Origin of the sequence: Campylobacter concisus, assembly GCF_003048555.1 — a bacterium.
GTDB classification, from domain to species: domain Bacteria; phylum Campylobacterota; class Campylobacteria; order Campylobacterales; family Campylobacteraceae; genus Campylobacter_A; species Campylobacter_A concisus_AO.
On record NZ_PIRR01000016.1, the window covers coordinates 1 to 20491 of the forward strand.

Below are 20491 nucleotides of genomic sequence, written 5' to 3' on the forward strand. Positions count from 1 at the left end.
GAATTGTTTTTTATAAACACTCTTAGATAGACTATGAAAAAATTTTAAAATTTAAATAAGATAGAGCAAAACTCTTGGATCTACTGGAAGTATCATATAAATTTACTAGGCACCCTTGAAGGCAAAAATGAAAAATTCATTCATGCAAATACTATTTTTTCATATCTTTTAGTCTTAGACTCACGTTGATGTCTTACTAAAGTATAGGCGTTAGTGCAAACATCATCCTCGCGTCAACCATCCCAGTGATAAAGCTTGTAAAATTTAGATATATCGCCGCAAAGCACCCAGTAAAAACTACGAGTAGCCAAGCTGTGCATCTTCCCATTTGCCGCTATCTAGCGTGCAGTAAAAGATATTGCCAGCTTTGCCACCAAAGGCACCGCCGTTTATCGCGAAAAATCCACTCAAAATATCGTTTGCTACGAGCAAATTGCTAGACATCTGTCTACCTCGCTAAAGCTTTTGTCAAGGTTAAAGCCATAAATTCCACACTTCACCTGCTCATATCCTGAGCCAAGCAGGCGCAACCAACCGCCATCTATCACTATGCCGCCACACCCATAAACAAACGCTCCCATCGGCGATCGAGTGGCTACTTGAAACCCAAAAAACTCGCTTTGTGCCCTGCTCTCATCACGCAGTAAAATTTCACCCATTTTTAGCTTATTTAGCCGTTCTTCAACCAAGCTCCCAAGCCCGGCTTATTTGTATCTATAAGCCACCCTAGAGCTCTTATTGCGTACCGTTACAATAAATTTAATGAAATTTAAAAGAAGAATTTGGCGAGTCACCCCGCCAAAAATTTGTATTAGCAGATTATTTTGCGTCCCAAGCTAGGATCGTATTGCCCTCGGCATCGGTAGCCACGTCGCCCATGCCCATGATGTTGTAGCCGCAGTCTACGTAGTGAACCTCGCCTGTTACGCCGCTAGCTAGGTCGCTAAGCAGATACATCGCGCTGTTGCCAACGTCTTCGGTAGTAACGTTGCGTTTTAGCGGGCTATTTACTTCGTTGTAGCGTAAAATCATTCTAAAGTCGCCTATACCGCTTGCAGCAAGCGTCTTGATAGGACCAGCGCTGATAGCGTTTACGCGGATGCCGCGCGCGCCAAGATCGTGAGCGAGGTAGCGAACCGAGCTTTCAAGTGCTGCTTTTGCAACGCCCATAACGTTGTAGTGAGGCACAAATTTTGGTCCACCAAGGTATGTAAGAGTAAGCACCGAGCCACCCTCTTTTAGCACCGGCAGCACCGCGCGCGTGAGGCTTAGTAGCGAGTACACACTAGTGCCCATCGCTATATCAAATGCCTCTTTTGTCGTATTTACAAACTCGCCCTCAAGCGCTTCTTTTGGTGCGTAAGCCACTGCATGCACGACGAAATCTATCTCGCCAAGGTCTGCTTTGATACGATCCGCAAGTCCATCTAAATGTGCTTGATTATTCACATCAAGTTCGTAGACAAATTTGCTACCAAACTCCTCTGCGATCGGCTCTACGCGCTTTTTAAGAGCGTCGTTTAGGTAGGTAAACGCCATCTGCGCACCCTGGGCGTAACAAGCTTCGGCGATGCCGTAAGCGATGGATTTGGCGTTAGCGACGCCGACGATGAGGCCTTTTTTGCCTTTTAGTATCATTTGTTCTCCTTTTTTATTAAAGCTACTTAACTTTCTCTGCTTCACAAGCTTACAGCTACAAGCAGAGTTATTTATCTTTCGTTAAAATTTTAAAAGCACTACTCAAAAGCTATATGCTTACTCTGCTTATTTTTTAAATCCTACCTTAACTAAGCGAAAAATCCTTCGCAATTTGACTTAAAAATTCACAATTCAAATTTGAAACCAAATTTGATAGCGATAGTATCGTGAGATGGATTTTAATGTTGTGCAGAAATTTTAAGTCAAGACTAGGCACATAGCCTGTCACAGACTTAAAATTTCCAACTCATTAAAAGACACTCACGAGACAACGCGTATAAGTTCCAAGAAACCAGAAGCATCCCAGCTCGCCGTACCTACTAGTACTCCATCACAGCTTTTAATACCTGCGATATCAGCGATATTTACTGCATTTACACTTCCGCCGTAAAGCAGCGACGCGCTCGTCTGCTCGCGGATGAAATTTAAAACATTCTTGATTTGCTCCACACTAGCGCTCTTGCCCGTGCCTATCGCCCAAATTGGCTCGTAGGCGATCAGCAGCCTCTCGTAGCCAAGGTTGATATTTTTTAGCTGTTCGGCCAGAAATTCCTTCGTGTCGCCAGCTTCGTTCACGCTCAAATTTTCGCCGATGCAGTAGACGATCTGCCAGCCCGCCTTTACGGCAAAATCAAATTTAGCTCGCAAAAGCTCCTCGCTCTCGCCAAGCTCGCGCCTTTCGGAGTGCCCGATCAGCACGCTTTTTACGCCAAACTCGTCCAGCATCGCCTTACCGATCTCTCCGGTGTGAGCGCCGCTTTCGCATGGGTAGAAATTTTGCGCACCGAGTTTAAATTTATGAGTCGCGAGATCAAGCGCGCTAAACGGAGGAAAAACCGTCACGTCGTCTTTTGCACATAAATTTGCGTCTAAAATTTCAGCGTATTTAGCAAAGCTCGCTCTGGTGTGATTGCACTTTAAATTTGCTAAAAACCTCACTCCGCAACCTTTCTAAGCGGTTTTATGCCGGGTAGTTCCTTGCCCTCGATGAGCTCCAGGCTAGCACCTCCGCCCGTGGAGATAAAGGTCATCTCGTCAGCATCTCCCGCGCGCTCGACGACGTCGGCCGTATCGCCGCCGCCAACGACCGTAGTAGCGTGAGTGTCGATGATAGCGTGGCTCATTTTGATGCTACCCTTGCTAAATTTATCCATCTCAAAAACGCCCATCGGCCCGTTCCACCAGATGGTTTGCGCGTCGGCGATGACCTCTTTAAAGAGCCTGATCGACGCAGGTCCGATGTCAAGCCCCATCCAGCCGCTAGGTATTTCTTGCGCGGGGACGAATTTCACGGCGCTTTCAGCTGAAAACGTCTGAGCCGCGACGACGTCAACCGGCAGGTAAATTTTAACGCCAAGCTCCCTACCCTTGCGTAAAATTTCGCGCGCATCTTCGATGAGGTCTTCTTCGAGCAGCGAATTTCCGATATTTTCGCCGAGCGATTTTAAAAACGTGAACGCCATGCCGCCGCCGATTATCAGCTTATCAACGCGAGGAAGCAGGTTGTGTAGGGCCTGTAGCTTACCGCTTACCTTACTGCCGCCGACGACCGCCACGAACGGGCGTGCGGGGTGTTTGATGAGATTTTGAGCGAAATTTATCTCTTTTTGTAGTAAAAATCCCGCCGCCTTATGCTTATCGTCGTAAAATTTAGTGATCGCCTCGACCGAGCTGTGAGCTCTGTGGCAGACGCCGAATGCGTCGTTTATGTAAAATTCGCCGTATTTAGCGAGCTCGGCGGCTAGCGCCTCGTCGTTTTTGGTCTCGCCCTTTTCAAAGCGTAAATTTTCAAGAAGTAAAATTTCGCCCGGTTTTAGCGCGGCGACTTTGGCTTTGGCGTCCGCGCCGACGACGTCCTCGGCAAATATCACGTCTCTGTCAAGCAGCCTTGAAAGCCTCTTTGCCACGCCTTTAAGCGAAAATTTCTCCTCAAAGCCGTTTTTCGGACGTCCTAGGTGGCTAGCCAAAACCACACTACAACCGTTATCTAGGCAGTAGCGGATCGTAGGGATCGCCGAGCGGATACGGCGGTCGTCGGTGATGTTTAAAAACTCGTCCATAGGCACGTTAAAATCGCACCTGACAAATACCTTCGCTCCGCTTAGCTCAAGATCGTTGATCGATAAAATTTCACTCATTTTTCACCCTTTAAATTTACTTCGTAGCCACGATCTTAGCTAGATCGACGAGCCTTGTCGAGTAGCCCCACTCGTTGTCGTACCACGCAAAGACCTTCACCATATCATCAGCGATGACCTGCGTAGTGTCGCTAGCCACGATGCTGCTGTATGCGCTCGTACAAAAGTCGCTGCTAACCCTATAATCGTCATCGACAAATAAAATTCCCTTTAAATTTGACTCCGCAGCCGCTCTAAACGCCTCGTTTATCTCCTCTTTGCTAGCCGGTCTTTTTAAAACCGCCGTTAGATCGACCATCGAGACGTTTGCGACCGGTACGCGCACGCTTTGGCCGTGCATCTTGCCGTTTAGCTCGGGAAGTACTTTTGCGATCGCTTTTGCGGCTCCGGTAGTCGTCGGCCCGATATTTAGGGCCGCAGCGCGCGAGCGGCGGAAGTCTTTAGCCTTTACGTCTACTAGGCTCTGACCGTTGGTGTAGGCATGGATCGTGGTCATGAGCCCTTTTACGATGCCGAATTTATCATTTAGCACCTTTGCCACTGGAGCTAGGCCGTTTGTGGTGCAGCTTGCGTTTGAGACGATCGCTTCGCCTGCGTATTTATCGTCGTTTACGCCGACTACAAACGTCGCCGTGTCGTCTTTTGCCGGAGCGCTCATGACGACTTTTTTGATGCCGCGAGCTAGATAGGGCTCGCATTTTTCGGTAGTTAAAAATTTACCAGTGCACTCTAAAACCACGTCCACACCGTAATCCGCGTAATTTAGCTCGTTTAGATCCCTTGTTGAAAAAACTCTTATCTTTTTGCCGTTTACTTCTATAAAATCGTCGCTTATCACCTTAACGTCTTGCTTAAATTCGCCGTGCACGCTGTCGTATTTGAGCAGATAGCGCGTCATGTCGCGCGTCGCCGTGTCATTGATAGCGACAAGCTCAACGTCGTCTCGCTCTAAAATAATACGAGCAGCGCACCTGCCGATACGCCCGAAGCCGTTTATTGCTACTTTAACTGACATCTTAGCTCCTTTTGATATAATTACGCCTAATTCTACAAAAAAGAATTTTAAAACAAATATAAACAAGGCACTTTAATAGATGAAGTTAGCACTTTTTGGCGGGAGCTTTGATCCGGTTCATTTAGGACACGATAGCATTGTGAAAATGGCACTAAGCGGCCTAGATATCGACAAACTCATCATCATGCCAACTTTTATAAGTCCCTTTAAGAGCGAATTTTCAGCTCCGCCAGAGCTTCGCTTAAAGTGGATAAGAGAAATTTGGGGCGGCCTAGAGAAGGTCGAGATATCAGACTATGAGATAAATTTAGCTCGCCCGGTGCCTACGATCGAGACGGTCAAGTATTTGTATGAAAAATTCAAGATAGAAAAATTTTATCTCATAATAGGCGCAGACCACCTAGCCACACTTGATAAATGGCATGGCTACGAGGAGCTAAAAAATTTAGTGCAGTTTGTGATCGCTAAGCGCAATCACATAGAAATTCCGCAAAATTTACAAAAAATGGACGTGCACGTGGATGTTAGCTCGTCGCAGATCAGGCACCAAAAGGGGCTTGATGAGCTGCCTAGCAAGATAAAAGATGAAGTTATACATTTTTACCAAGGATTAAAGATGCAAGAGAGATCGATGCAAGAGCGCACCGAAAGTATAGTTAAGGTTTTAGACGCAAAAAAGGCTGAAGAGATACAAGTGTTTGATATGAGTGGAGATGATTATTTCGTAAAAGCCGTAGTTATCGCTACTACGCTTGGCGAGAGACACGCTTACTCGCTGAGCGAGGATCTAAAAGAGGAGCTTAAACCTCTTGGAGAAAAATTTATAGGTACAGAAAGCTCTCCTGATTGGATCGTGATGGACCTTGGAGACATTTTGATACATCTTTTAAGCCCAGCTTACAGGGCAAAATACAACATCGAAGAGTTTTTGCAAAAGCTAAAAACTAGCAAAGAGTCTTAACAAAAACAAGCGAAGAGCAAATAAGCCATAAAAATATAAAAAATGCTAACAAAAATGGCTTTTTGCCCGTCGCTTTAAAAATGCTTCTATCTATCCCAAACCCCAAAGCGCACATCGCAACACAAAGGCAGATACTAGCAGCTAGCTTTAAAATTTGTACCAAAATTTCAGGGAAAAATGGCAAAGATCTAACGCAGATCGCCACTAAGAAAAATAGCGCAAACCATGGTATGCTCTTTAGCTTTGAGCCGCCGCTATTTTGGCTTAAATTTAAGAAATTTAGCAAAAACAAAAATGGTACTAGCATGATGACACGAAGCATTTTTATGATGACGGCGGTGCTGCTTGCTGTGCCGTCAAATGCTGCCGAGGCTGCGACTACATGGGCTACTTCGTGAAGTGAGCCACCGATAAAAAAGCCGGTTTGTTGTGTTGTAAGAGCTAGAAATTTAGCGATAAATGGATAGATAAACATACCGATCGTCCCAAAAAGTACCACCGTACAAATGGCAATAGCAAGCTTATTTGCGTCTGCTTTTATCTCATTTTGAGTAGCCATAACAGCAGCTGCGCCGCATATGCTTGCCCCTGAGCCAATGAGCACCGCACTATCCTTACTAAGTCCCAAAGCTTTAGCGGCAAAAAGTGCAAAGTAAAAGGTCGCAAAGACCATAAAAGCTGTATATATCACACCAAGGGTGCCGACACTTGCAATCTCGCTAAGGCTTATATTAAAGCCAAAAAGTATTATGCCTAGTCTTAAAATTTGCTTTCCAGCAATCGCTACGATGCCACTACTTCTTAAAATTTGAGTCTGTTTGGTGAAAAGATTTGCAAAAATGGCGCCTAAAATGATAGAAATAATGAGCGGGCTGATGTGAAATTTAGCTAAAATCGTGTTTGAGAGCACAAAAGAAATAACGCATATGAGCGCTAAAACAAGCACGGCAAGAAATTTATGAGACATATTTTAACCTTAATCTATTTTTTAAAAATGCAATTAGCACGTTTGGGTATAATTAGACGAATTTTATAATGCAAATTTAAAATAAAGATAAAGGGATAGGCCTATGATCATCCTTGGCGAAAAATATGCTTTCACCAAACTAGAGCTAGAGAAGCTTAGGAAGAAATTTGGCCAGGTGAATTTTTTATCCCCTGAAAATAGTGACGCAAAAGCTTTGCGAAGTGCGCTAGAAGATCTCATAAAATCAGGCGATCAAAGGCTGATCGTGCTAAATACCCAAAAGCCCGTTGATAGCAAACTGGTGAGATTTCTCACGCTTTTGCAGTTTAAGACGAAGTATAAAAAGATCAAATTTCTAAATGTGGAGAGCTTTTTAGAAATTTACTTGCAAAAGTGCTACATCCCAGAAAATGGCGAAAATTTAAACTTTTTAAACGATATCAAGCCTTACAATTCCCTTGAATACGCCTTAAAACGCGTGATAGACTATACAAGCTGCTCACTGCTTCTTGTGATACTTTTTGTGCTTAAATTTTACGTAAAGAAAAAGATAGACGAGCAGTCCCCTGGCAGCCTTTACTTTTTACAAAGTAGAGTTGGGCTAGACAACAAGGAATTTGAGTGCATAAAATTTCGCTCGATGATGGAAGATGCCGAGAAAGATGGAGCAAAATTTGCTAGTGAAAATGATGAGAGAGCGTTTGAGTTTGGCGAATTTATGCGAAAAACTCGTATAGACGAGGTGCCGCAGTGCATAAATGTCTTTCGAGGGCAAATGCATCTAATAGGGCCAAGACCTGAGCGAAGACACTGGATAAATTTCTTTGAAAAAGAGATACCTTACTACAATGAACGTCACATCGTCCGCCCAGGGATTACCGGCTGGGCACAGGTAAACTACCCTTATGGCTCAAATACACACGACGCTAAACAAAAACTAATGTATGATCTTTACTACATCAAACACTGGTCACTTTGGCTGGAGATAAAGATCATAGTAAAAACCATTGCGATTATATTTGAGAAAAAAGGCATTTAACTTCTCAAAAATATCATAAGTTTGAGATATTTTTAAATAAACCTTTTTTCGAATTTAATTTTGTTGCTTTTAGCCAAAATGAATGCAAATTCTACATCCTATCTTTAGCTGTAATTCCCATTATATTAAATGCTGTTTTTATCGAGATAGCAACAACTGCAAAGACTTTTAGTAAGCTATCTTCGTTTTCATTTCCAACCACACGGTTTTCATTATAAAATTTATGAAAGCTAGCAGCCAGCGATTTCAAATAGTCTGGTATCTTTTGAAGCTGCCTTGATATAAAAGCATCCTCTAAAATTTCAGGTAAGATTAGCGCCTCAAAAAGTAAATTTTTAGCATTTTCATCTAGACATTCAAAGTCAGCATTGATTACATCTTGAACATTTTTCCCAGCCTTGGCGAAGACTTGATTTATCCTAGCATGAGCGTAGTTTATATAAAAAATAGGATTTGAGCTATCCTCTTTTTTAAGCTCATCTACATCAAATTCCAAACTGCTCGTATTTGCCTTGCTTATAAAAATAAATCTAAGCGCCTCAGCACCGATCTCACTTACTATATCGCTCATTAGCACAGCATTACCAGCGCGCTTGCTCATCTTGTACGGCTTGCCATCTTTTAGCAAACTAACCATCTGCATAAGTATCACTTCAAGCTTGTTTTCATCGTATCCAAGGAAATTTATCGCAGCCTTTAGCCTTGCGATATATCCGTGATGGTCAGCACCCCAAATGTTTATGTAGTGGTCGAAATTTTTCTCAAATTTAGCGTTATGATAGATGATGTCGCCAGCTAGATATGTTGGTCTGCCGTCATTTCTAACCACAACCCTATCGTTATCATCGCCAAGCGTGGTTGAAGCGATATAAGTAGCGTCCTCTTTTTCATACATTTGATTTGAACGTTTTAGTTTGTTTATAGTTGGCTCTAGGCCGTCATAAAGAGCCTTTTCGCTAGCCCAGCTCTCTATAAATATCCCAACATCAGCCAAGTCTTTTTTAATAATCTCAAGTACGATATCCTTGCCAAACTCGGCAAGCTCAAGGTTTCTGCTCTCGTCATAAAAAATTTCCTTGCCAAATTTCTCATTTGCAAGCTTAGCAATATCTAAAATATAATCGCCTCGGTAGTATTTCTCTGGATAGACGACGTTTTCGTTAAAAAGCTGCTCTTTGGCCGCAAGTGATATTGAAGTGCCAAGCAGATCTATTTGATTGCCCGCATCGTTTATGTAGTATTCTGTTGAGATAGCGTAGCCAAGTCTTTTACCAAGTCTTGCCAAAGTATCACCGTAAACTGCACCTCTAACGTGTCCGATGTGAAGTGGTCCAGTTGGATTTGCACTGATATATTCTATTAAATAGCTATCTTTTTTCGCATCTTCTTTTGCAAAATTTTCGCTATCTAGCAAAATTTGCTTTGAAATTTCATCTAAAAATTCGCTTTTTAGCTTGAAATTTAAGTAGCCATTTACCGCACTAGCTTCAACTATTTTGCTATCACTAAATTTATCAGCAAACTCGCTAGCTATCATGGCTGGTGACTTTCTTAACTCCTTTGCTAGGCTAAAAAGTGGCGTAGCATAGTGGGCTAAATTTTTATCTTTTGGCTTTTCAAGCACAAATTCACGCTTTAAAACCTTTGAAATTTCAGCTTTTATTTTATTTTTCAACTCTAAAGCCTATGCGTTTTTAGTTGTTTCTTCTATTTTTTGACTATCGGCATTCTCTTCTTTATGCTCGACTTTTTCGCTCTTTTCAGGTGTTGTATCTTCCATCTCAGCCTTAAAAGTCTTTATGCCTTTGCCTAGTCCTTTTGCAAGTTCTGGGATCTTCTTTGCTCCAAAAAGTAAAACAATAATCGCTAAAACAACTAGCCAGTGACCAATACTAAAAGAACCCATTTTTTCTCCTCAATAAATTTTTCAAAATGTTATCATAAATTCCTGAATTTCTAGCAATCTATCCACTCATCAATAACGCGTCTTAAGTCTATTTTCGCGCTTTTTAACCTCATCGCTCTAAGAATTGATTTTAGGCCTTTATAACTCTTTTCAATGTCATCATTTACCAAAAAATAATCATATTCTAAGATGTGCTCCATCTCACCAACTGCGTTCATTAGGCGATTTTCTATCGTTTCGTCGCTATCAGTTCCGCGGTTTTTCAAGCGTTTTTTAAGCTCTTTTTTATTTGCAGTCGTAATAAAAACTGAGGTTATGTAACTTTTAAATTTCTCAAGTGCGATGTGAAAGCCTTGCACATCAATGTCAAATATCACTATCTTTCCAGCCTCAAGTGCTGCCAAAACAGGCTTTAGGCTCGTGCCATAATAGTTTTTATGCACCTGCGCCCATTCTAAAAATTCGCCCTTTTCTATGCCACTTTTAAACTCATCTTCTTTTATAAAATAGTAATCCACTCCATCGACTTCGCCTTCTCTTTTTGCCCTTGTCGTGCTTGAAATAGAAAAATAAAGATCCTTCTCTTCCTTTAAAAGACGGCCCAAAAGCGTACTTTTCCCACTTCCACTAGGCCCAGAAACTACTAAAATTTGTCCTTGCAACTACTTTTCCTCAAAACTTATATTTATCTTTATGTTCATATCTTTTAGCACATCTCTTAGCGAGCTTTCGTTTAACGACTCATGGACGTGTTTTGTGATCTTTTTGGTTAGCTCTTCTTTATAGTCAGCATCGATTTTTGTTTCATCGCATGAGCTAGTTTGTGGTGCATTATTTAATCCAAATGCTGCTTGCATCGTATTTTCATCTATTTCTTCAATAGATGCTACATCAAAATTTGGGCTACCCAACGTTTCTTCTTTAAAATTTTCTTCCTCAAATACCTCATCTACCATACCTAGATCTTCTTGAGCAAGGACTTCTTCAGAAATTTCTTCATGATCTTCTTTGGCTGGCTCTTTTTCAAGGTCTATATCTTCGCCCAAAGAAATGTCCTCTGCTTCCTGGGTAGATTCTTCATCTATATCTTCCTCTAAATTTTGGCTAGCTTCATCTATCAAATTTGCCTCGCTGCTTTCAGGATCAAAATTTTCATCATTGCTAAAATCAGCCTCTAGCTCATCAAAATTTTCACTATCTTCGCTGGCTTCTTCGTTTAGCTCTTTATCCAAAGACTCGATCTCGCTGAGCTCTTTTTTACTTTGGCTTATATCATCTACAAAATCTTCATTAAGCTCGGTAGTTTCTAAATTTTGAGAATTTTGCTCGACCATTTTATCAAGCTCATTTTTCGCCTCTTCATCCGCCAAGTCACTCTCGCCCATATCATCTATCTCATCTACAAGCGAACTAAGCTCATCAAAGTTATCATTATGCTCTTCTTTTATCACAGGCGGCTCATTGTTTTGCTCTAAGGATTTATCTATATCTTCTGAATCAGCCATATATTTGCTAGCTATGTCATTTATAATATCATCATCTATGAGTTCAGTGTCTGTTTCATCAAAACTGATATCTTTATCCTTTAAATCCTCGGTCTCCAGTTCACTTAGCTCCTCTTTTAAAAACTCATCATCTAAAGCCTCATTATCAAATTTATCTGCTTCATCATCTTCTTTTGCTAAATTTTCAAATCCCATATCAATTTCTGGAAGCTCAAAATTTTCTAAATCATCAAAGTTTTTATTGTTTTCGTCAAAGTCATTAAAATTTGCAGACTCATCTAGTCCAAGCTCAAGTTCTTTATCATTGTCAGTGTCTCTGTTTTGCTCAAATAAACTAATAAATTCTGTTGGTAAAAAGGGCTTTTCAAGCATAACATCAGCAAAATCAGGCTTTTCACCGCCCCTAGGTGCTAGATACATTATCTTTTGATTTAAATTAACATCGCTGCTATCCATATCACTATCGATGATAATATAATCAAATTGATCTCCAACACTATTAACATCGTCAAATTCGCTATATTCTATCCCTAGCTTATTTAAACTTAACGTTATAAGGCGAGAAACTGCTGGGTTTTTGTTTACAAGTGCAACTTTCATGATCCCTCCTTGAAGAGCTTGAGGCTGTATTCTATGATAAATTTCATTGCTATTTACTTAAAAAAATAGTGCTGGCATATCGTTTAAAATCTGCACCATCATATCAGTTATGATTTTTATAATGCCAGCTAAAATAGCTATCAAAACCGAAAAGCCGATACTTACCTTAATAGGATAGCCAACGACTAATAGGTTAAATTGTGGCATGGTTTTCATAAGCATGCCAAAAATAGCATCTGAAAGTATAGAAAGCGCGATGATAGGAAAAGCCAGAACGAATCCAAACATAAAAAGATTGCCAAAAAGCTTTAGGGCGTAGCTCATCACACCACTTCTTGGATAAAAATCTCCAAGCGGTATAGCAGAAAGTGAAGTGGAATAAAACTGCAATATTAAATGGTGCCCGTCAAGCATCAAAAATGCAAGAAGCGCGATAAAATTTAGAATATTTGCGATCACTGGCGAATTTGTACCAGTTTGCGGATCAAGCACCGAAGCCATCGAAAAACCCATAATCATCGAGATTTGCTCGCCAGCCATTTGAAGTATGGCAAAAACGATATTTAGCAAAAGTCCAGCGCAAAGTCCGAGCATGGCCTCACTTAAAATTTCCATGATCAAAAAATTTATAGCGTGCTCATGGGCGTGTGAGAGCGGGAAAAGTACGATACAAAGGGCAAAAACTAGTAAAGTTTTTACGCTAAGCGGGATTTGATTGTGAGAAAAAAATGGAAAAAATACGATAAGCCCACTAAGACGCGCAAAAAGGAGCATAAAGGTTATGACTTTATCCGCTCCAAAAAACTCGACTAATTCCATTATTTTATATTAACGCCTCGTCCATCTCAGCTGGAATTTCAAGCCCCATGATCTTTAAAACACTAGGAGCGATATTATTTAGACCGCCGTTTTTTACTTTTTTTACGCCATCAGCCATCACAAAACAAAAGACGTCGTAGGTCGTGTGGTTTGTCAGTAGCTCACCACTGCTATCGCGCATCTCTTCGCAGTTTCCGTGATCGCTCGTGATGATCATAGCGTAGTTTTTCTCTTTTGCTTTGGCGTAAATTTCTCCAAGGGCAGCATCCACTGCTTCAACTGCTTTTATAGCAGCCTCATAGTTGCCAGTATGCCCCACCATATCGCCATTTGCGAAATTTACCACGATGAAGTCTTGCTCGTCATCCATGCCTTTTAGTACGGCTTTGCAAACCTCTGCAGCGCTCATCTCTGGCTTTTCGTCGTAGGTTTTTACTTTTGGACTAGGGATTAGCACCCTTGTTTCGTTGCTGGCTAGCTCCTCAATGCCACCATTAAAGAAAAATGTTACGTGGGCATATTTTTCAGTCTCAGCCGTGTGAAGCTGCCTTAGTCCAGCCGCTGCTATGACCTCGCTTAGGGTGTTTTTTATCTTTTCATTTTTAAATAGCACATCAAATTTAAAATTTGCGTCGTATTCGGTCATAGTAATTAGATTTTTGATAGCAAAAGGTCGCTCAAACTCGCCAAATTTCTCCTCGCCTAGAGCCTGGCAAATTTCTCTTGCTCTATCATTTCTAAAATTTATTACGATCACGCCGTCATCTTCGCCCATGCCCTTAAAGCCATTAAAGCTTGCTGGCTTTACAAACTCATCTGTCACGCCCTCATTGTAGCTTTTTTGTAGATACTCACTTGGCGATAAGCTGCTTAAATTTGCTCCCTCTACCAAGCTATCATAGGCCTCTTTTACACGTTCCCAGCGCTTATCTCTATCCATAGCGTAAAATCTGCCACAAATGGTCGCTACCTTAAATTTAGCTTCCAAGCTTTTTATGAAATTTAGACCGCTATTTGGACTAACGTCGCGTCCGTCAGTTATAGCGTGAGCAAAAACCTCGCAGCCATTTTTGCTAGCAAGCTCACACATACCATCAAAATGCTCCATATGTGAGTGCACGCCGCCATCGCTATAAAGCCCTACGATGTGGATCTTTTTGCACTTTTTAAAAAGAGCTTTTAGCGCTTCATTTTCTGCTACTGAGCCATCAGAGAAGCTGCGTGAAATTTTGACCAAATTTTGATACAAAACTCGCCCACTTCCTATACACATATGCCCTACTTCGCTGTTTCCCATCTGTCCTTCAGGCAGTCCCACAGCGTTTCCAGAGGTTTTTATGAGCGAGTTTGGAATTTCTTTAAAAAATTTCTCGTAATTTGGCTTTTTAGCCGCCTCAAATGCGTTAAATTTACCGCTTTTATTAAATCCAATACCATCAGTTATTATTAAAATAGTTTTTTGACTCATTTTGAAAATTTATCCTTAATTTTAGATAATTTTTAAGGCCATTATACTAAAATTGCTTTTTTTTAAAAATAAAGGCTCTCATGTTTTACTATATCTATGAAATTTTAAATTTTAATATCTTTCAATACATCACCGTTCGTGCTGGTATCGCTTTTTTCATCGCTTTTGCACTCACAACTTATTTGATGCCCAAATTTATCGCTTGGGCAAAGGCAAAAAACGCCGCCCAGCCTATCTACGAGCTTGCCCCACAAACTCACCAAAAAAAGGCCAAAACGCCGACCATGGGCGGACTTGTTTTTGTCTTTACAGCCGTACTTTCCACGATAATTTGCGCAAGGCTTGATAACGCATTTGTCTTAACATCTCTCTTTTGCCTAGTTTGCTTTACGCTGCTTGGCTACAAGGACGATTACAGCAAAATTTTAGGAGCAAAAAATCACGCCGGCCTAAGCCCAAAAGCAAAGCTCTTTTTTCAGTTTTTAATAGCCTTTGTAATTTCTGTTTTTTTATATGCAAGTCACGAGCTTAGCACCGAGTTTTATCTACCTTTTTTTAAGCAACCTATTTTGGATTTAAAAATTTTTGCCATTTTCTTTTGGACGCTAGTCATAGTCGCTGCTTCAAATTCAGTAAATTTAACAGACGGACTTGACGGGCTAGCTACTGTGCCATCTATATTTTCACTTTTAACACTTGGCGTTTTTGCTTATATCTGCGGACACGCTGTCTTTAGCTCATATTTACTCTTGCCAAAGATCATAGGCGTTGGCGAAAGCGTTGTTGTCTCTTCAGCCCTAATTGGCTCATTGATGGGCTTTTTATGGTTTAACTGCCATCCAGCTGAAGTCTTTATGGGTGATAGCGGTAGCTTAAGCGTTGGAGCATATATCGGTTTTATGGGCGTTGCGACAAAAAATGAAATTTTACTCATTATCATCGGCCTTATATTTGTTGTTGAAACCCTAAGCGTTATCTTGCAAGTGGGAAGCTTTAAAATTTTTAAACGCAGAATTTTTCTCATGGCGCCTATACATCACCATTTTGAGATAAAAGGCTGGGCGGAAAATAAGATCATTGTTCGCTTCTGGATCATCGCACTTTTAGCAAATCTAATCGCACTAACTGCGCTAAAGATCAGATAAGGAAAGTCATGAGAAAATCGCTATTTGGCTACGGTGGTACGATAAAGGCGATCGCAAAAAATTTTACAAAAGACGGCCTTTGGGATATCTATGATGATAAATTTAGTGAAATTTCAAAAGATGAGTTTGGCAACACCCTTTTGCCAGTTAGCGAATTTGATCCAGCAAAAAGCGGCCTAGAGATACCAAGTCCGGGCATTCCGCCTCATCACGAGCTTATTAAAAAAGCTAAGAATTTAGTTAGCGAGTATGACTATTTTTATGAAATTTATAAAGAAAATCTGCCATTTAACATCTGGATAAGCGGCACAAACGGCAAGACTACGACAACCAAGATGACACAGCACCTACTAGAGAGCAAGGGCTCGGTAATGGGCGGTAACGTTGGCATCGCACTAGCAAATTTAGACCCAAACGCTAAAATTTGGATACTTGAGACTAGCTCATTTACTCTTCACTACACAAATCACGCTACACCTGGTATCTACGTGCTTTTGCCGATCACTCCAGATCATCTAAGCTGGCATGGCGATATGAGCGAGTATGAAAAGGCTAAGCTAAAGCCACTTGCTAGCATGAGCGAAAGTAGCGTGGCGATAGTGCCTGAAATTTACGCCAACACACCAACAAAGGCAAAAGTGATCGCTTACAAAGATGAGAGCGATCTGGCTAAATTTTGTGGCGTAAGCGTAGATGATATAAATTTTAAAACGCCATTTTTGCTTGATGCGCTGCTAGCACTTGCGGTAGAGAAAATTTTATTTGACCGCTGCGATGTCGCGCTTTTAAATACCTTTGTCATCGAGGCAAACAAGCTTGAAGAATTTAGCGATAAAAATGGCAGAGTTTGGGTCAATGACACAAAAGCTACTAATATAGATGCGAGCATACAAGCCGTAAAACGCTACAAAGATCATTTCATACATCTAATACTTGGTGGCGATGATAAGGGTGTTGATATGACGCCACTTTTTGAAGACTTAAAGAGTTTAAGAGTAAAAATTTACGCCATTGGCTCAAATAGTGACAAACTTATGAAATTAGCGACTAAATTTGGTATACCAGCTTTGAAATGCTATTTTTTACAAAATGCTGTCAATGAGATAAATAAAGAGCTAAAGACTAGCGAGATAGCGCTTCTAAGCCCGGCAGCTGCGAGCCTTGATCAGTTTAAGAGCTATGCCGAGCGAGGCGATAAATTTAAAGAGTTTATAAAGGCGCTTTAAATTTACAAGCCCTTTTAAATAGCCTTGTCAAAAATAAAAACATGCAAATTTATGTTTTTGACATAAATTTTTACTATAAAGTTTTATTGTTGAATACTTTTTAAGTTTGTGCTAATATTTAGCAAAAATTTCCAAGGAAGTTTAATGCCTCTAACGCCCAGAAATGATGTAAATTTTAAAAGAAATTTAATAGATATTATAAAATTTTCATATGACAATGACATAAGTAGGCCATTTATATCTAACAACAAACTACTTATTGGATATGGCTTTAGCCTAAAAGATGATATAGAACTTATTTGTACTCAAATTTATAAAAATAACAAAGATAAAGTCATAAAAGATATCAAGCGAACTATCACTAACACCACGAGTACGACTACCATAGAAAAGATAGATACAGATGAACTTTTTAAAAAGATAAATGATGCCGCAAAAGGGGCTTATGCAAAGTCTGGAGGTGCCGATACTTTGCCTGAGTTTGAATTTAGCTCGGAAGATCAGCTAAATGCCATCTTGGAGCAAAAGCTTACGCCGCTAATCCAAGAGATAAATCAAAAATTAAACAACTCTCCACTTAAAAATTTACAAGCCGTTTCACTTACTTCCGATACACAAAACAGCCAAATTTCAAGAGAGCATATCGCGCTTTTAGCACTTCTTTATATCAGTAAAAAAAGTAATATTGATCCATCCCTAGCAAGCTACATCAAAAGCAAAAATCGTTTTAAAGCCTGGTTTTGGCTAGCATATGAAAGCTTTAGTGATGAGGCAAGCAATAAAACATCTATTTTACGAGAAAAAATTTCAAATCAGTTTGGGCTTTATGAAAGCGATGAACAAAATGTTAATTTTGCCGAGTGCATAGATGTTTTTAGCCATTTAAATATATCCAAAGTAAAATATAAATCAAAAAATCAAAACAATAAAGAGATTATCCAAGACGTCACTCATTTAGAATTTATGAAGCTTCAAGAAAATGGATCAAAATTAAACGCATCAGATGTATCAAAGTGTGGGGCTTTATTTCAGCCATTTGTTACAAAGATAAATTCTTTATTAAGCACTCAAAGTACAAAGACATTTAGCCTTGAAAACATATACTGCATAAATTTAATCAGCTCAAATGCTTCAAACACTTCAAGAATAAATAAGCTCTTAAGACAAAGAGAGGAGGAATTTTATAAACAAGAAAATATACTCTTACTATGTCCAAGAAAGATGACAACTCCTATTAGAGTCTTTCAACCTAAAAAGAGCGAATTTACCGTCGTGCTAGCTAGTCAGACTCCATTTGATTGCAGTGAGCTAAACCCAAAAGAGCTAAATTCTAGTAGGCCAAACTATGGCAAGGTAAATTTATGTGAGCTAATACTTACTGACTTTAAATTTGACTCTTACGAAGATAGTAAAAATGAAGAGATAAAATTTAAAAATGCAAAGAGCAAAGATACGGTAATACTCTATCAAGAAAACAAAAATGAAGAAGACAAGATAAATAGTGCTACCTTTACTAGTATAAAGCAAAATAGTGATGATATAGAGTATAAACTAGAAGATGGCGTTATAAGCATGAAGTACTTTGAAGACCAAACGTCTAACAACAAACACCTAAATTTTTCTTTATTAAATTTCGCTAAAGAGAATAACTTTACCCTAAGAGATGATAAAGATTCAGCTATGTTTGATATAAAGCTTCGTCTAGCTCATGGCAACAATGTAGTGCCTACGTCAGCATCAAGTTCAGGTCTTACTCTTACAATAAACAATCTCATCATTGAAAACGAAGATGGTAAGGCAAGTGAAGATATAGATAAGATATATCTTCATCACTGCTTTGATAAAAGTATATATGAGAGTATATCTTTAGTAAAAAATGAAGACTCAGATATCAAAAACTCATATACAGCTACATTTAATATCCCAATAGATAAAGAGAATAAAGGAGATACTAAATTTATACTTTATTCAAGTGATCTAAGTAAAGTTTATAGCACTAAAGATATTCATGCTCACTCTGATACAGCTGTAATATCTTTAGGATATCAAGATAAGAGTAGCTCTAACTTTTGCTATAGCAATAAGGTCTCGTTAAGAGATATAACAGATCATATAACAAATGTAATCTCTGATAGTGAGTATCCATTTAAGACAAATGAGCCAATATGCTTAAAGGCTATATATAAACAAGAAAAAGGTAGTAAGAGATATAAAGAGATACTTTGGGGATATAAGGTAATAAAAAGTAAAGAGTATGATGAGTTATCCAAATTAAGTCCAAAAGATGTAGTAGTCTTAAAAGATCAAAAGGGTAAAGAGATAACATTTAAAATTTCAGATGTTATACAAAAAGATGATCTAGATAAGCTAAAGCAAGGTGGTCATACTATAGTATTTTTTGCATATCTTGAAGGTGATAAGGATAAATTTAAGTTTTATACAAGATATGGCAAAAATCATATAAGAATAGATATAAAGATACCTTTATATATTAAATTTAAAGATGATAAGCTAGTTATATATGAGTTTGAGCATGCTACAAAAGAGAAGGCATTTGATGCTAAATTAAAGCTTAGTGATGATAAAGACGATGCTTTAATAAAAAATGATAATTACTTATATATAAATAAAAATATCTCATCAAATGAGATAAATATCTATGAAGATGATAAGCTAAGCAAAGAGCTAAAAAGTGATGAGAAGACAAATAAGAGCTATCAAATTTATGCAAAAGAAGAGAGCTCTAGTAATCAGTCTAATGCAGATAAAGATGATAAGCTTGGTATAAATTTATTAAGCAAAGAGAATATGGATAAATTTATTAACTCTTTTAATGAATCAAAGAGTTTAACTAGAGTAAATAAAGGTATGTGGGAAGATGGGGATGAAGAAGTCTTAGTAAAAGTGGAGATGAGCAATGAGATAGTTTTTCCACTAAAAATCAAGCCTTTAAATAATAGAGGTATGGAATATGACTGGACGCTTATGTTAGGAGACAAGGGCGAGAGTCAAGCAATATTTGGCAGAAATAGAAACAATGGCAAAAGACAACACGCCGCAAGAGATCTATATACAGATATGCCTTTTAAAAAGAATGTAGACATAAAAACATTTAAGTCAGATGTAGAGATAGTATCTATAGCTGATGGCGAAGTAATAAAGACTGGTAATTTTTACTGTAAAACCGATCACATAACGATACAATACGACACAGTAGAATTTGGTAGCTTTATAATAAGATATGGCGAGGTTGATCCTTCAAGAGTAAAAGTAAAAGCGGGTGATATGGTGCGAAAAGGTCAGGTTATAGGATATTCTGGACTAATGATTGATAACGGTGATCACCCAAATATAGTTGATAAAAAAATAGTAACCATGCTTCACTTTGAGTACTTTACAAATGGAGCCAACAAAGATGATCCTTTAACCGTCACCAATGATCCAAACAATAAATTTAAAAGGCGTAAAGACTTAGCAGATCCTATTGAGATATTAAAAGAGGGATATAAAAATACTTTTGGGGAAATATTATGAGGATAATCTTTAAAATAATCTTAGCTTTACTTATAGCTGTAAATTTATCATTTGCAACAGATGATTATATAGATGATTATTATGATAGCTGGAAGCAAAAGACAATATCAAAAAAGTTTTTGAGTCAAGGTTGCAAAACAATATCAAAAGACATTTGGAATGAAAGCAAGGTTTCCTATCGTCAAACAACTATATTAAATATATACAAAGAGCCTATTTTAAATTTATATGGCGACTACGACTTAAAAATTAAGGAAATACAACATCTAAAAAATCAAAAATACAAAGAGTGTAATAAAAATTTTTGTTACGACTTTGATTTTAAGTGGTTAAACAACAAAAGTCTTTTGGTACAACTACATTTTCATGCTGATAAATATTCTAAATCAAGCTGTGAATTATGGCTATATGAAGAAGAAGATGGTAGCGTAGATGTATATAGTTTTACGTCTAAAAATTTACCCGATTAA

17 protein-coding genes and 1 pseudogene are annotated in these 20491 nt (G+C 39.0%); 6 read left to right on the top strand and 12 right to left on the bottom strand.

The features are described 5' to 3' along the window. Window positions 1-297: 297 nt before the first annotated feature. From CVS92_RS04195 to gap, 5 genes and pseudogenes are all read right to left on the bottom strand, one after another. A pseudogene (locus tag CVS92_RS04195) lies at window positions 298-659 on the bottom strand (DUF2625 family protein). Window positions 660-819: 160 nt separating this feature from the next. After that, window positions 820-1638 (bottom strand): enoyl-ACP reductase FabI, encoded by an 819-nt coding sequence (gene fabI, locus CVS92_RS04200; RefSeq protein WP_107788616.1) that lies wholly within the window; start codon window positions 1636-1638, stop codon window positions 820-822. A 321-nt stretch (window positions 1639-1959) separates the two neighbouring features. Further along, window positions 1960-2637, bottom strand: coding sequence for a triose-phosphate isomerase (locus CVS92_RS04205; protein WP_107788617.1), 678 nt, complete (start codon window positions 2635-2637; stop codon window positions 1960-1962). After that, window positions 2634-3836 carry a phosphoglycerate kinase gene (locus CVS92_RS04210; RefSeq protein WP_107788618.1) on the bottom strand — a complete coding sequence of 401 codons (1203 nt, stop codon included), beginning with the start codon at window positions 3834-3836 and terminating at the stop codon, window positions 2634-2636. Before CVS92_RS04210 ends, CVS92_RS04205 begins: the two co-directional genes overlap by 4 nt. A 16-nt stretch (window positions 3837-3852) precedes the next feature. Continuing rightward, window positions 3853-4851 carry a type I glyceraldehyde-3-phosphate dehydrogenase gene (gene gap, locus CVS92_RS04215; RefSeq protein WP_107788619.1) on the bottom strand — a complete coding sequence of 333 codons (999 nt, stop codon included), beginning with the start codon at window positions 4849-4851 and terminating at the stop codon, window positions 3853-3855. A gap of 79 nt (window positions 4852-4930) precedes the next feature. Between gap and nadD the strand changes: the two genes are divergently transcribed. Beyond that, complete coding sequence (nadD, locus tag CVS92_RS04220) at window positions 4931-5812, top strand: nicotinate (nicotinamide) nucleotide adenylyltransferase (RefSeq protein ID WP_107788620.1); 882 nt, start codon at window positions 4931-4933, stop codon at window positions 5810-5812. On the opposite strand, the gene CVS92_RS04225 is transcribed toward nadD, so the two are convergent. Then, entirely contained in the window at window positions 5796-6779 is a 984-nt protein-coding gene (locus tag CVS92_RS04225; protein ID WP_107788621.1) for a YeiH family protein, read from the bottom strand. The two genes, nadD and CVS92_RS04225, sit on opposite strands and share 17 nt — an antisense overlap. Window positions 6780-6882: 103 nt before the next feature. On the opposite strand from CVS92_RS04225, the gene CVS92_RS04230 reads away from it, so the two are divergent. Continuing rightward, entirely contained in the window at window positions 6883-7818 is a 936-nt protein-coding gene (locus tag CVS92_RS04230) for a sugar transferase (RefSeq protein WP_107788622.1), read from the top strand. A 91-nt stretch (window positions 7819-7909) separates the two neighbouring features. On the opposite strand, the gene argS is transcribed toward CVS92_RS04230, so the two are convergent. Genes argS through gpmI form a run of 6 tightly spaced genes read right to left on the bottom strand, consistent with a single transcriptional unit; the run spans window position 7910 to window position 14116 of the window. Continuing rightward, window positions 7910-9493 (bottom strand): arginine--tRNA ligase, encoded by a 1584-nt coding sequence (gene argS, locus CVS92_RS04235; RefSeq protein ID WP_107788623.1) that lies wholly within the window; start codon window positions 9491-9493, stop codon window positions 7910-7912. Window positions 9494-9502: 9 nt separating this feature from the next. Next, the gene (gene tatA / locus CVS92_RS04240; RefSeq protein WP_021091616.1) at window positions 9503-9724 is read right to left on the bottom strand and encodes a twin-arginine translocase TatA/TatE family subunit; all 222 of its coding nucleotides are present in this window, start codon (window positions 9722-9724) and stop codon (window positions 9503-9505) included. Window positions 9725-9774: 50 nt separating this feature from the next. Further along, on the bottom strand, window positions 9775-10386 hold the full coding sequence (gene gmk / locus CVS92_RS04245) for a guanylate kinase (RefSeq protein ID WP_084109513.1): 612 nt from the start codon (window positions 10384-10386) through the stop codon (window positions 9775-9777). Next, the gene (locus tag CVS92_RS04250) at window positions 10387-11829 is read right to left on the bottom strand and encodes a Highly acidic protein (protein WP_107788624.1); all 1443 of its coding nucleotides are present in this window, start codon (window positions 11827-11829) and stop codon (window positions 10387-10389) included. A gap of 57 nt (window positions 11830-11886) precedes the next feature. Then, the gene (gene fliR, locus CVS92_RS04255; RefSeq protein WP_103600644.1) at window positions 11887-12648 is read right to left on the bottom strand and encodes a flagellar biosynthetic protein FliR; all 762 of its coding nucleotides are present in this window, start codon (window positions 12646-12648) and stop codon (window positions 11887-11889) included. 4 nt (window positions 12649-12652) lie between these two features. Then, a complete protein-coding gene (gene gpmI / locus CVS92_RS04260; RefSeq protein WP_107788625.1) occupies window positions 12653-14116 on the bottom strand; it encodes a 2,3-bisphosphoglycerate-independent phosphoglycerate mutase in 1464 nt (487 codons plus the stop codon). Between the two features lie 80 nt (window positions 14117-14196). Between gpmI and mraY the strand changes: the two genes are divergently transcribed. The 4 genes from mraY to CVS92_RS04280 all read left to right on the top strand — a co-directional run bounded on the left by mraY (window position 14197) and on the right by CVS92_RS04280 (window position 20491). Next, the gene (mraY, locus tag CVS92_RS04265; RefSeq protein ID WP_107788626.1) at window positions 14197-15261 is read left to right on the top strand and encodes a phospho-N-acetylmuramoyl-pentapeptide-transferase; all 1065 of its coding nucleotides are present in this window, start codon (window positions 14197-14199) and stop codon (window positions 15259-15261) included. Window positions 15262-15269: 8 nt separating this feature from the next. Then, window positions 15270-16487 (top strand): UDP-N-acetylmuramoyl-L-alanine--D-glutamate ligase, encoded by a 1218-nt coding sequence (gene murD / locus CVS92_RS04270; RefSeq protein WP_107788627.1) that lies wholly within the window; start codon window positions 15270-15272, stop codon window positions 16485-16487. 144 nt (window positions 16488-16631) lie between these two features. After that, a complete protein-coding gene (locus tag CVS92_RS09160) occupies window positions 16632-20021 on the top strand; it encodes a M23 family metallopeptidase (protein WP_234398699.1) in 3390 nt (1129 codons plus the stop codon). Then, window positions 20018-20491 carry a hypothetical protein gene (locus CVS92_RS04280; RefSeq protein ID WP_072594473.1) on the top strand — a complete coding sequence of 158 codons (474 nt, stop codon included), beginning with the start codon at window positions 20018-20020 and terminating at the stop codon, window positions 20489-20491. Before CVS92_RS09160 ends, CVS92_RS04280 begins: the two co-directional genes overlap by 4 nt.

Bases quoted from the DNA above. Each gene is read 5' to 3' on its own strand.
- nadD (WP_107788620.1), top strand. From the start codon at position 4,931: ATGAAGTTAGCACTTTTTGGCGGGAGCTTTGATCCGGTTCATTTAGGA.
- fliR (WP_103600644.1), bottom strand. From the start codon at position 12,648: ATGGAATTAGTCGAGTTTTTTGGAGCGGATAAAGTCATAACCTTTATG.
- gap (WP_107788619.1), bottom strand. From the start codon at position 4,851: ATGTCAGTTAAAGTAGCAATAAACGGCTTCGGGCGTATCGGCAGGTGC.
- murD (WP_107788627.1), top strand. From the start codon at position 15,270: ATGAGAAAATCGCTATTTGGCTACGGTGGTACGATAAAGGCGATCGCA.
- CVS92_RS04210 (WP_107788618.1), bottom strand. From the start codon at position 3,836: ATGAGTGAAATTTTATCGATCAACGATCTTGAGCTAAGCGGAGCGAAG.
- CVS92_RS09160 (WP_234398699.1), top strand. From the start codon at position 16,632: ATGCCTCTAACGCCCAGAAATGATGTAAATTTTAAAAGAAATTTAATA.
- fabI (WP_107788616.1), bottom strand. From the start codon at position 1,638: ATGATACTAAAAGGCAAAAAAGGCCTCATCGTCGGCGTCGCTAACGCC.
- CVS92_RS04250 (WP_107788624.1), bottom strand. From the start codon at position 11,829: ATGAAAGTTGCACTTGTAAACAAAAACCCAGCAGTTTCTCGCCTTATA.
- CVS92_RS04230 (WP_107788622.1), top strand. From the start codon at position 6,883: ATGATCATCCTTGGCGAAAAATATGCTTTCACCAAACTAGAGCTAGAG.
- gpmI (WP_107788625.1), bottom strand. From the start codon at position 14,116: ATGAGTCAAAAAACTATTTTAATAATAACTGATGGTATTGGATTTAAT.
- CVS92_RS04280 (WP_072594473.1), top strand. From the start codon at position 20,018: ATGAGGATAATCTTTAAAATAATCTTAGCTTTACTTATAGCTGTAAAT.
- tatA (WP_021091616.1), bottom strand. From the start codon at position 9,724: ATGGGTTCTTTTAGTATTGGTCACTGGCTAGTTGTTTTAGCGATTATT.
- mraY (WP_107788626.1), top strand. From the start codon at position 14,197: ATGTTTTACTATATCTATGAAATTTTAAATTTTAATATCTTTCAATAC.
- CVS92_RS04225 (WP_107788621.1), bottom strand. From the start codon at position 6,779: ATGTCTCATAAATTTCTTGCCGTGCTTGTTTTAGCGCTCATATGCGTT.